Source organism: Acidihalobacter yilgarnensis (assembly GCF_001753245.1).
Taxonomy (GTDB): domain Bacteria; phylum Pseudomonadota; class Gammaproteobacteria; order DSM-5130; family Acidihalobacteraceae; genus Acidihalobacter; species Acidihalobacter yilgarnensis.
In genome coordinates, this window is record NZ_CP017415.1 from 2,455,948 (window position 1) to 2,468,054 (window position 12,107).

10 protein-coding genes are annotated in these 12,107 nt (G+C 59.0%); 1 reads left to right on the forward strand and 9 read right to left on the reverse strand.

The window, feature by feature from the left end:
- Positions 1 to 34 precede the first annotated feature (34 nt).
- On the forward strand, positions 35 to 2,992 hold the full coding sequence (locus BI364_RS11745; RefSeq protein ID WP_070078898.1) for a translocation/assembly module TamB domain-containing protein: 2,958 nt from the start codon (positions 35 to 37) through the stop codon (positions 2,990 to 2,992).
- Between the two features lie 5 nt (positions 2,993 to 2,997).
- Here the strand turns inward: BI364_RS11745 and BI364_RS11750 are convergent, their stop codons facing one another.
- The 9 genes from BI364_RS11750 to BI364_RS18390 form a co-directional block, all read right to left on the reverse strand.
- Complete coding sequence (locus BI364_RS11750) at positions 2,998 to 4,065, reverse strand: protein-glutamate methylesterase/protein-glutamine glutaminase (protein WP_233279506.1); 1,068 nt, start codon at positions 4,063 to 4,065, stop codon at positions 2,998 to 3,000.
- A 19-nt stretch (positions 4,066 to 4,084) separates the two neighbouring features.
- Positions 4,085 to 4,591, reverse strand: coding sequence for a hypothetical protein (locus BI364_RS11755; protein ID WP_070078899.1), 507 nt, complete (start codon positions 4,589 to 4,591; stop codon positions 4,085 to 4,087).
- The gene (locus BI364_RS11760; protein ID WP_070078900.1) at positions 4,588 to 5,427 is read right to left on the reverse strand and encodes a CheR family methyltransferase; all 840 of its coding nucleotides are present in this window, start codon (positions 5,425 to 5,427) and stop codon (positions 4,588 to 4,590) included. Before BI364_RS11760 ends, BI364_RS11755 begins: the two co-directional genes overlap by 4 nt.
- Before the next feature lie 7 nt (positions 5,428 to 5,434).
- Positions 5,435 to 6,004, reverse strand: a complete 570-nt coding sequence (locus BI364_RS11765) for a chemotaxis protein CheW (protein ID WP_070078901.1) — start codon at positions 6,002 to 6,004, stop codon at positions 5,435 to 5,437.
- Positions 6,005 to 6,016: 12 nt separating this feature from the next.
- A complete protein-coding gene (locus tag BI364_RS11770; protein WP_070078902.1) occupies positions 6,017 to 7,666 on the reverse strand; it encodes a methyl-accepting chemotaxis protein in 1,650 nt (549 codons plus the stop codon).
- A 66-nt stretch (positions 7,667 to 7,732) separates the two neighbouring features.
- Positions 7,733 to 9,997: a chemotaxis protein CheA gene (locus BI364_RS11775; protein ID WP_070078903.1), complete on the reverse strand. Its 2,265-nt coding sequence runs from the start codon at positions 9,995 to 9,997 to the stop codon at positions 7,733 to 7,735.
- Positions 9,994 to 10,323: an STAS domain-containing protein gene (locus BI364_RS11780; RefSeq protein ID WP_070078904.1), complete on the reverse strand. Its 330-nt coding sequence runs from the start codon at positions 10,321 to 10,323 to the stop codon at positions 9,994 to 9,996. Before BI364_RS11780 ends, BI364_RS11775 begins: the two co-directional genes overlap by 4 nt.
- A gap of 30 nt (positions 10,324 to 10,353) precedes the next feature.
- A complete protein-coding gene (locus BI364_RS11785; protein ID WP_070078905.1) occupies positions 10,354 to 10,722 on the reverse strand; it encodes a response regulator in 369 nt (122 codons plus the stop codon).
- A gap of 62 nt (positions 10,723 to 10,784) precedes the next feature.
- Positions 10,785 to 11,897, reverse strand: coding sequence for a methyl-accepting chemotaxis protein (locus BI364_RS18390; RefSeq protein ID WP_197495694.1), 1,113 nt, complete (start codon positions 11,895 to 11,897; stop codon positions 10,785 to 10,787).
- Positions 11,898 to 12,107: the final 210 nt, after the last annotated feature.

A 12,107-nucleotide genomic window follows, 5' to 3' on the forward strand; every position in this document is an offset into this window, starting at 1 on the left:
TGTAGATGCCGGGCTTAGTCTGGCGGGAAGTCGCTTGAATCTTTCACGGCTGAATCTCGAAACCCCACAAGGGGCGCTCTCCTTGGTCGGGGATATCCGTCTGAATCCACCCTACACGCTCGACCTGCGCACTGTCTGGCACTGGCGCCTCGACCACCGCACGCGCATCTTGGGCCAGGGGTTATTACAAGGGCCTTTGCAACGCCTGAATATCAGTCAGCAACTCACCGCACCCTTCCCGGCCACGCTTGACGCCGAAGTGGACGTACTGCGGCAAACAGGGAAACTCAAGCTTTCCTGGCGAAACGCCCGCTGGCCGCTGGCCGGGGTAACAGTCGACGCACAAAGCGCCGCCGGACAATTACATGCGGAAGGCAGTCTTTCAGGCTATCGCCTGCACATCGAAACTGCACTGCAAACCTCGCAACTCGATATCCCGCGACTCGAGACCGAAATCGATGGCAACTCGAAGGGATTGAAGGTGGATCACCTGACCGCTTCCCTGCTCGATGGCACCTTCAAGGCACATGGCGCGGTCACCTGGAAACCGACCCTGAATTGGCAATTCATCATCAACGCACAAAATCTCGATCCTGGCGTTCTCCGGACCGACTGGCCCGGCAAGCTCGCTGTGGACGGCCATCTGACAGGCGACAATCGACGGATGCAATTTGCCCTCACACGTCTCGAGGGTCGCTTGCGCGGGCTGCCTATATCCACTCAGATGCAAGGAGCCATCGTATTTGCCGACAGGCAACTGACGCTTACGCGCGCGCACCTCGCTGCGCTCGGCGCCCGCATCGATCTGAACGGATGGGCCACCCCCCACAAGGGCAATCTGCAATTCACGCTTGATGCCCCTAAATTGCAAGCCTTCAGCACACAGGCCGGTGGCAGTCTCCACGCAAGCGGCCATATCAGCGGCCCCTGGCAATGGCCGCGCGTCAACGCACGGCTCGACGGTAAAAACCTGCGTCTACGCGCCTTATCCATTGCACACTTATCTGCCTCCATCGAACCAGGCCGTAGCGACACGCTCAAGACTCGACTCGACATACGCGACCTCCACCGCGCCGGGATTGACCTCAAGCAAGTGATTTTCAGTGCCGACGGGCAGCCCGCGCGCATGCAACTGACACTAAGCGCCGTCGCATCGGCTGGTCGACTCGACGCGCGCCTGTCCGGCGGCATCAAACCCGGAAGTGCTCGTTGGGACGGACGCCTGCTGCAGTTCGATTTGCAACCGCGCAAGGGTAGCGGCTGGCGCCTGCGTGCGCCGGCGGCTCTGCGGCTCACGCGCCACGAGATCGACATAAGCCCGACCTGCCTCGAACCCGACGGCAATCCATCCGCGCATCTGTGCCTGAACCTGAAATTCGCACCGAGCGGCATCAACCTGCACTCAGACTGGCAACAGCTGCCCCTGGCGATGCTCGATCCCTGGTTGCCCGCTGCAGTACGGATAAGTGGCAACCTGAGCGGCCACGCAGATTTGAAGGGGCCGTTGAACGCGCTGAAGGGCCAACTCAGCGCGAGCGCCCCTGATGGGCATCTCGAGCTGACGCGGAGCACCGGCACAAGGCGCTATGCGCTCGTGCTATCAAGGCTGGCACTCGATCTACACGCCCAGCAGCTCGCGTTGATGCTTAATGCCGGCTTGCCTGACGGTGGAAAACTCGATGTCCGGCTCGATACCGGCCTATCACCCCAAGCACCGCTCAATGGACGCATCGGACTGAATCTACCAAAGCTCACATTCCTTGATGGCCTGATACCGGACACACAGGCAATCGAAGGCACATTACAAGGAAATATCCAGCTGGCTGGCACCCGGGCATCGCCATTGATCGACACTCAGGTGACGCTCAACAAAGGGGCATTGATACTGGCTCGCGCGGGCATACGCCTTCAGGATATCCAGGCGACCTTACTTGGCAAAGGTACCCAGCCGCTCCAGGTGGCGGTACAAGCACGCTCCGGCCCAGGACAGATCGAGGCGCGGGGTGAAATTAGCGAATGGTACACGCCCCATCCCGAAATCCGGCTCAACGTAAAAGGCCATCAGTTCGAGGCCGTACACCTACCGCAGATCAGCGCGCAGATCAGTCCCACACTCACCATTGAGGCCAATCCCAAACGCATTCAAGTACGCGGACGTATCGATGTGCCCAAAGCGGACATTGTCATCAAACGCGTGGCGCCCGGCGCCGTGGACGTCTCTCCGGACACTCAAATTGTAGGCGTGACCGCGTCGACAAAGTCCCACGGCCCAACGTTCGATGCCGCCATCGAGCTTGCCCTCGGCCAGGCAATCAAGCTCGATGCCTTCGGCCTGGCCGGGCAATTGACCGGGGACCTGTTGTTGACCCAGCGATCCGGCACGCCGACCGTAGCCGATGGTAGCCTACGCATCGTTAATGGTACCTATTCGGCCTATGGGCTGAACCTTGCGCTCAGCAAAGGGGTACTGAATTTCGCAGGCCCCGTGGATAACCCGGGCCTCGACGTGGTGGCGCAACGCCAAACGGGCAACGTCACCGCACAATTGACGGTCACCGGCACCCTGAAATCGCCTCGCTCGCAGGTCAGCGCAACGCCGCCGATGTCTGAATCCGAGGCGCTGTCCTGGCTGATCACCGGACATGGATTGGCAGGTGCTTCGAAGAGCGATGCCGCCTTGCTGCTCAAGGCGCTGGCCAGCATGCACATGGGCAACAGCGAGGCGGGCGGTGGTGTACTCGGGTCAATCAAGGCACGCACAGGATTGAGTGATATTGGTGTGCAAGGTGGAGACAGCTGGCAGCAAAGCTCGCTCTTGCTCGGCAAATACCTTACGCCTGACCTCTATGTACGTTACGCAGCCGGATTGTTCGATCACAGCAATACCCTCGCACTCAATTACCGGCTGTCGCAACACTTCAGCGTGGAGGCCAAGTCCGGCAGCGCACAGGGCATCGACCTGCTCTATCAGATCGTGTTCGGTCCTCGCTGAGGGCGTCAAGCTTGTCGAATCAGCTCGACGATTTCCGGGAAACCACCGACGCGGTCGGCCGCATCAAGTTTGATGGCTTCCTTGGGCATGCCGAAGACGACGCAGCTCGCCTCATCCTGTGCCATTGTGGTCGCACCGGCATCACGCATCAGCTTCAACCCCCGCGCGCCATCCCCTCCCATACCGGTCATGATGATGCCTATTCCGTTCCGACCGACCACCTGCGAGGCCGAACGGAACAATACATCAACGGAGGGCCTGTGCCGATTGACCAGTGGACCGTCGAATACCTCGGCATAGTACTGCGCCCCCTGGCGCACCAATTTGAGATGTTTCCCGCCCGGCGCAATCAGCGCCAGACCCGGCAACAACCGGTCTCCATCCTTCGCCTCGCGCACCTCGATCTGGCATAAGCCGTTCAACCGCTCGGCAAAGGCGGCCGTGAACATCGCCGGCATGTGCTGGACGATGGCGATGGGTGCACACACCCTGGGTAGCGCGGTCAACACGGTTTCAAGCGCTTGCGTTCCCCCGGTCGAAGTACCCATGGCGACAATGCGTTCGGTAGTACGCAACATCGCCTCGGCCGACGCAGGTACGGCAGCGGCCTGCACCTGATGTACGGGAGGAGAAGACCGCCGTAAATTGCTCATATTGGCGCGTGCCGCCGTCTTCACGGCTGCGATCAAGTCATTTGCGCTATCAAGCAGGAAGTCGCGAATACCAACCGTCGGCTTGGTGATGACATGGACCGCGCCGGCCGCCAATGCTTGCAAGGTGGTCGCCGCGCCCTTTTCGGTCAGCGTTGAACAAATGATCACGGGCGTCGGATGCTCTCGCATCAGTTGGCCGAGAAAGGTGATGCCGTCCATCCTGGGCATCTCGACATCGAGCACAATCACGTCGGGCCACTGCCGCTTCATACGCTCCATGGCAAAAAGCGGATCTGCCGCGGCGCCGATCACCTCCAACGCGGGATCCTGGGACAAGGCGGCCTGCAGTACCTGCCGCACCACAGCGGAATCGTCTACGACCAACACCTTTATTTTGTCGCTCTTCCCTGATTGGATCACCGCTCGCCTCACCTTTCAATCATGATTTCATGGCCTTGTACCAGAGATAGACTAAGCCGTCGTTAAGATCAAACACCAGACTCCGATGCCCATCTCCACCGAGGTGTTCGGCAGCAACGTCAAATCCATAGGCCGCCATCAGTACACGCGCAGCTTGCACGTTGCGCGAGGAAACACCCTCCCGCGACGCGCGCGTCGTCAGCGCCGGAAACATGTTGCCCCCACCAAAAAGTTTGACCTCGTAATCGCGCGGATGGGTGTGTGAACTGCGGATCGCCGCCATGAACAAATGCATCAATTCATCCGCATATTTCCCATCCCACTGCCCCTCCGTTTGAGATGTCCGCCGCAGACCTCGACAGGGCAACATGAAATGGCCCATGCCACCGCAACGACGCTCGGGATGCCAGAGCGTCACCGCCACGCAAGAACCGAGTATGGTCTTGATCCGTGTGCCATCACCTCCGAAGTAGAAGCCGCCCGGCGTCAGATACACGTCGTATCGCCGCCAGTCTTCGCGGTTCACGGACAGCGGTAGATCGATGGCGCCTCGACAATTAAATCCGACGTCACGCCATTGAGGCTTTCGGAATGCCCAACAAAGAGATACCCCCCAGGGCGCAAATGGGGTATCAGACGTCGGCACAACGCCTGCTTCGTGGGCAGGTCGAAATAAATCATCACGTTGCGCAGGAAGATAACGTCGAACAGGCCATGTGTCTCGGCCAGGGGCGCGTTCAAATTGAGCGCGCGGAATTCCACACGCTCTCTCAGCTTACGCGCGACCGCGAAAGACCCCGCCCTGGAGCCAACACCCTTGAGACAGTAGGCGCGCAAATAATGCAACGGAATCCGTTCCGCCCGTTCGATCGGATAAATACCCGCCTGCGCACGATCGAGTACCCGTTGACTCAGATCCGTGGCGAGCAGCGACCAAGGCCTTCCACCTCGATGCTCGGCCAGTGTCATGGCGATACTGTAGGGCTCTTCGCCGCTCGAACAGGCCGCACTCCAGATACGTACGCCCTGGGACGTTTGTGCCAACGCAGGCAACACACGTTCCGCAAGAAAATCAAAATGCTTCTGTTCGCGGAAAAAATAGGTCTCGTTGGTGGTCAACAGATCGATCGCCCGCTGTGCCTCGGAGCCAGGACGTAATTCGCCGCCGAGCAATTCAAGATACGCTCGGTAACCTGGGCAACCGATCTCACGCAGGCGCTTTTCAAGACGCCCTGCAACCAGCGCGCGCTTGGCCGTGCTCAAGTGGATACCGGCCCGCCGGTAGATGAATTCCCGAATAGCCTGAAATTCCGGCTCTGCGAGGGGGATGTTGCGCCCAGCGCCCGCTGTCACTTTGGCCATGCCTGCATCAGGATGTCCGATGTGTCGCTGACACCGCATCAGCGGATCGATTTGCCGACTCGGCCAACGCGGACATTTCCGCTACCGACAAGGCTTGATCAATATCGAGTACCACGATAAAACGGCCATCGACCTTGCCGATACCTTCGATGAAGTCATTACGCAGCCCCGCACCGAACGCTGGTGGGCGCTCCTGGCTCCGTGCGGCGATCTCGACCACCTCGTTGACCGAGTCGACCAGAATGCCGAGGTCCTGGTGCGTCTGCGCCCCGCTGATTTCGATGATGACGATACAGGTACGCCGTTGAATTTCGGTAGAAGCGCGGCCGAAACGAACCGCCAGATCGATGACCGGCACCACACGCCCACGCAGATTAATCACACCGCGTAAAAAAGCCGGCATCATGGGCACTGTGGTCACATCCTCATACTCGATAATTTCGCGGATGTGTTTGATATTGACCGCGAATGTTTCATCGCCCAGGGTAAAACTCAAATACTGTTCCGCCTGATCGGGCACGTCACCCTCGGCGAGCGCTACTTGCCGCCCGTTTGCGAGCTCTAATGGGTTGGCCATCGCTACCTCCACTTAAAAGCGCACAAACTCGCCTTCTTCCGGCAGATCACCATCGTCTTTGATGCTAGACGCAGCTCGTCTCGATTCCTGCGGTGACTTTTCGAGTTTGAGCCGCTGCTTCGCCTGTGTAGCGGAGTTCGTCCGTTCGGCGATACGCTGGGCGCGCAGCTTGAAAACGGACATGATCTGCTGGAGTTGCTCAGCCTGACCGTTGAGCTCTTCCGCAGTAGCCGCCAGCTCCTCGGAGGCAGATGCGTTCTGCTGCGTTGCCTGGCTGAGCTGATTCATCGCCACGTTGATCTGCCCGACGCCACTGCTCTGTTCGTCGGATGCAGCGGCAATTTCCTGTACCAGATCGGAGGTCTTGCGCACGCCTGGTACGATTTCGCCCAGCAGATGACCTGCCCGTTCAGCCAACCCCACACTGCTCGTCGCGAGCTGGCCAATCTCCTGAGCCGCTACTTGACTGCGTTCGGCCAACTTGCGCACCTCGGCCGCTACGACGGCAAAGCCTTTGCCATGCTCGCCCGCACGTGCAGCCTCGATGGCGGCATTGAGCGCCAGCAGGTTCGTTTGGTAGGCAATATCGTCGACGATACCGATTTTTTCAGCGATGTCCTTCATCGCACGCACCGTCTGTTCGACGGCCTGTCCACCTTCGGTCGCTTTGAGCGCTGCCTCGCCGGCCATGCCATCGGTAATTTTCGCATTCTCGGCATTCTGGGTGACCGAGGCGCCCATTTCCTCCATGGAGGCGGTAGTTTCTTCCACACTCGCAGCCTGTTCGGTGGATGCCTGCGAGACTGCCTGCGCGGTCGCGCTCACTTCTTCGGAAGCACTGGAGAGCGAATCCGCGGCACTACGCACCTCGGCGATCACGCCTGCAAGATTCTCCGCCATGGTGCGCATGGCAGCCAGCAGATGCCCGGTCTCGTCACTCGATGCCACTTCGATGGAGATACTCAGGTCGTTATCCGCCAGGTGGTTGGCGACGTTCACCGCTTCCCTAATCGGTCGCGTGATGCTACGTGTCGTGACCCATGCGAAGCCGACTCCGAGCAACAATCCGATCAGAATGACGCTGATCGCCATGATCCGGGACTCGTGATAAACCGCGTTCGCCTGCTGATACGAGTGATCGAGGTGCTGCTGTTGCAGGACCGTCAGCTGGTTGAGACTCGTACGCAAGGTGTCGACGAGCGGTAGGCCTTGGCTGGAAAAATGGCTCGCCGCTTGTGCGACTTCACCCGTCTTCATCAATCGGAGGGCTTCTGCCTTGATAACGCCGAGCCTATCGAGATGCTGACGTATCAAGGCCAGCATCTCCCGCCCCGGAGGCGATTTCAAAAGTTCATCGAGCTGGCCTAGACGCTTTCCTATTTGCGTTTCGTGAACTCCCAAGCGCGCCGTTAATTGCTCCTGCTGTGTCGCGTCAGTCGACAGCAGCACGCCCTGAAAATCGGCTTCGTCCTCCAGGATTTCGTCCTTAACCTGCATCACGAGTTTGGCCTTGACCCAGTCGTGCTGGGCAATCCGATCCGTCCCCTGCTTGATCATGGACATCTCGCGCACCCCCATGCCCGCAACGATCACGAGCAAGGCCAGCAGCACCCCGAAACCGATGCCCAATCGGACACCTATTTTCAAATTCCTGAATGACATAGTCCCCTCGCTTGCATGTCGCAATATTGGATTATTACCCCGTCCTGGCTGGGTTCTCCGACTACCTTAGCCACGTACCATTTCCCCACCGGGTGTCGATTCACGCCGCAACCCAGGTCCCTCGTCTCTCTGCGTCGCCAGTTGGCTCAAGCCCGCCACATCGAAAATCAAAGCGAGTTCCCCACTCCCCAGAATCGTCGAGCCACTGATGCCCTTGAGGTGTTCGAACAAATCCCCCAGTGGCTTGATCACCGTCTGCAATTCACCCAGCAGGTCATCGACCACCAATCCGAACCGCCGACCACCGGCCTGGACCACAACCAGGCTTTCACGACCATGATCGCGAGAAGTCAGGCCGAAGAAATCCGCGATACGAAGATAAGGAATTACCTCGTCGCGTACTCGTACATAGGCGCCATGGGCCGAGCGCTGTTCGACCCGTTCGAGGTCGATACACTCGACCACGATGTCCAGCGGCAAGACAAATTTCGAATCGCCCACACCAAGCAAGAAACCATCAATGATCGCGAGCGTGAGCGGTAGTCTCAAACGAACGGAAGTGCCGCCATCGAGTGCACTGTCGATATCGATGCTACCGCGCAAGCCTTCGACTGTTTTTTTGACGACATCCATGCCAACTCCCCGTCCGGATAGATTGCTCACCTGTTCAGCGGTGGAAAATCCGGGCTCGAAAATCAGCTGATACAACGCATGCGTCGACAATATCTCGTCTTCCGTAATCAACCCACGCGCGAGTGCCTTATTCCGGATACGTGCTGGATCCAGACCTGCCCCGTCGTCGCTCACCTCGATCACCACGCTACCTGAATCGTGAAATGCGGCCAGCCGGATCGTGCCCTTCTCGGGCTTGCTCCGCGCCAGTCTGACATCGGGCATTTCGATTCCATGGTCAATGGCATTGCGCACCATATGCGTCAGGGGATCGGCGATTTTTTCCACCATGGTGCGATCAAGTTCGGTATCGCCACCCTCGATCTGCAGCGCAACCTCTTTACCCAACTCATGAGCTGTATCGCGCACAATGCGATGAAACCGCGCGAACGTTTCACCGATTTCGACCATGCGCAGACGCAACGTACCTTCGCGAATCAGCTCGACGAGACGCCCAACCTCCACCGATGCTTGTTGTTGAGGCGAGTCGGGATTGACCGCGCTGAGGGAGCGTACCGCAGAACTTGCGATCACCAGTTCGCCCACCAGATCGATGAGGGCGTCCAGCTTGTCGGCCTGGACTCTGACCGAACGCGTCTCGCGAGCCTTGACCTCCTTAATTTTGTGTTGCTTGGCCAATGCCGCCTCAACGATGGGCGATTGCACGGCACCCTGTTCGACCAAAATATACCCTAATGGCTCTGGGTCTTCGGCCGTCGCTTGGGCGGATAGGGCCTCGGTCAACTCGCGCTCGGTCACGGTGCCGACTTTGACCAAAATCTCGCCGAGCCGAAGATCGTCCTCCGGCAGCGACTGGAGTAACGCTAGAAACTCGTCAGCCTTGCTCGCCGTAGGCAGAATGCGAAGTTCGCAATCCTCCCTGACGAACTCGAAGACATCCTCCAGTGTCTGCTTACTGACTTCCCCCCGAAAATGAATCTCAAAACCCAGATAACAACACTCCGGATCATAATCGCCTTCCGGAATTCGGTCGGGCAGCACCTCGACGCCCACCAGCTGGCCCAGCGATTTCAGATAGCGGATGAAGGACAGCGGATCCATGCCATTACGGAAGGTTTCATCGCCAAATCGCAGTGACAGATGCCAACCCTCGGGATCCGGCGCGCGGGTCCAGGATTGAATCGCCGATTCGACCGCATCGCCGGCAGCAATCAACTCATGCCGTCCGGCCTGGGTTTGAGGTGCGGCCTCGGGTGACTCTGCGCGCTGTACGGACACGACATCTTCTGGTGTCGCGACCGACTCACCACCATGCAAAGCCGTCACCAGCTCGCGTCCTTGTGCTTGCCGTGCCTCGTCCAAGGCACGGGATTCCGCTGCACAGTCCACAAGTATGCCGAGATGGTCCGTACACCTGATCAGTAAGCTGATCCAGGGGGGAGAAAGTGCAAGGGTGCCGTCGCGGGCCCGGTCCAACACGCTTTCCATCTCATGTCCGAAGGCGACCACTTCGTCGAGACCGAACAGCCCGGCTGAGCCTTTAACCGTGTGCGCCGCACGGAACAGCGCATTGACGTCCTCGGGATCGGCTTCCGCCTCCTCAAGCCGAAGCAGAATGGCCTCCATCTGGATCAGCAGATCGCGTGCTTCCTCCAGAAAGGTTGCAAGCGCCCCGCCCCAATCGAAGCCATCGTTCATCGCCTGCCTCCGACTGGCCGGAGGACCAGCGGATCACCGAAAAAACGCTCCAGCTGGCACAACTCGATCGCCTCAATAACGCATGGGCTGTGCTGTGATAACTGAAGCGATTTGCCGCCGCGTTCCGCCTCGCGCTTGCCGGCCATCAGCAGCTGCAGGCCGGCACCGTCGATATTGTCCACGGCAGATAGATCCAGGACGAGGCCATCGGCCTCATCGAGACCTTGCGACACCCGCGCATAAACCTCGGCGACGCCGTAAATATCGAGATCGCCGGTCAATGACAACTGAACGGTGTTTCCCGTGCGCGTCTCGATAATTTCCATGCATCCCCCCAGGTATATATGCGCCGTTGCTCAGGGCCCGACCAGCTTGGATACGGCTGCCAGCATCTGTGCCGGCTGGAATGGTTTAACCATCCAGGCCTTGGCGCCGGCTGCACGCCCCTCCTCCTTTTTCGCATCCTGCCCTTCCGTGGTCAGCATAATGACCGGCACGAAGCGATATTCGGGGCGCTGCTTGAGCTGCTTGACGAAGGTAATACCGTCCATGCGTGGCATATTCACGTCGCTGATAACCAGCTGGACCTTTTTACCCTCAAGCTTGGTCAGTGCCTCCTGGCCATCACCTGCTTCCATGACCTCGTATCCCGCTCCCGTCAGTGCCATTTTCACGACCTGACGCAGCGAAGCGGAGTCATCCACAATCATCACCGTCTTAGGCATTCCATCGCTCCCGACCCGTCATTAATTAATCATCAATTATTAAATTCGTCCGCCACACTCACTCAGAAGAAAGTGACGTCACCTGTATCGACATGCGCGCCCTGATCGCCTCGATGATTGCGGCGCTGTTCGTCAGTGGTATAGCTACGCTCCACCTCAGCCAGCCATTGCTCAATCACGACACGCACATCCGCAGTCCCTGGTGCGTACTGGTCGAGCAAGCCGCCCAAGCTATTCAAGCTCGATTCCGCGTGCTCAAGAATTTGGCTCACGCGGTCCTGAAACTGCAATGAAACCAGCATCTGTGCGACATCCATGCGAATGCCATCGTTTTCCCGATGCACCACCTCAGCCGAGGTCCGCGTTTGTTCTGCGAATTGACGGAAACGCGTGAGCACTGCATTAACTGCCGTATCGGCGGCCGTCATCGCTTCCTGATCAGCCTCGCCCGATGCCGCAGCCGAGCTGCCGATACCTGCCAACGAGTCGGTAATACTCTGAATCTTCTCTGCCATACGGCGCACCGTGTTGGTCGACAACCCCGACAATTTGCGCACTTCCTCCGCAACCACGGCGAATCCACGGCCCTGTTCACCCGCCCGCGCCGCTTCGATTGCCGCATTCAATGCCAGCAGATTGGTGCGCGAGGCAATAACCTCGACTTCACCAGTCATGCCGCGCAAGGCCTCTGCGTAAGCGTCCAGTCCCTCCAGCGCCTGTGCCAGCGAACGCCTGCGCTCTCCGGTCGCCTCCAAGGTACTCAATACGGATTTGAGATCGGACTCGTTACGCTCGAAGTCGCTGTGCGCGCCCGCGGGCGCGCCAACCGGTTCCGCGCTCACGATCGATGCCGCGGTCTGTACCGCCTGATCCAGACGCCCCTGCAGGCTGTCGAATTGACCGACCAGGGCGTTAATCCCCTCTTCAGTCTGGGCTTTGGCTGTATCGATCTGGCGGGCCACAATCTGTAATGCTTGAGCGATGGCCAAGGCATCGGATTCTCGGTTGGTAACCAAGTGATCCCCCCCCTCCTCGGACTTCGGTTTTGAGGGCCGCACTTCGGGCGCCAATGGTGCAGCGGGCATTCCGCGCGCACGCCAGATCCAGATCAACGTCATCAATACGGCGACACCGAGGGTAAGCGAACGGGGCTCTCCCCATACCAGCAATGCCACAATCGCCCCTCCCCATGGGAGGACCGTGCCTCCGGCCCAAATTCCATTACCCATCGATTCGCTCGTCATGTGGGTATCGCCCATCCTTCCGTATACCGCCGGCGATTAGCCGGGGCTGGTTATCAGTATTGTGGTAAGCCTGGCGCTACGGGTATATCAAACGCTATCGCGGCCCATACAACGCTTTTATCCTTATATCGTCACCTGCCA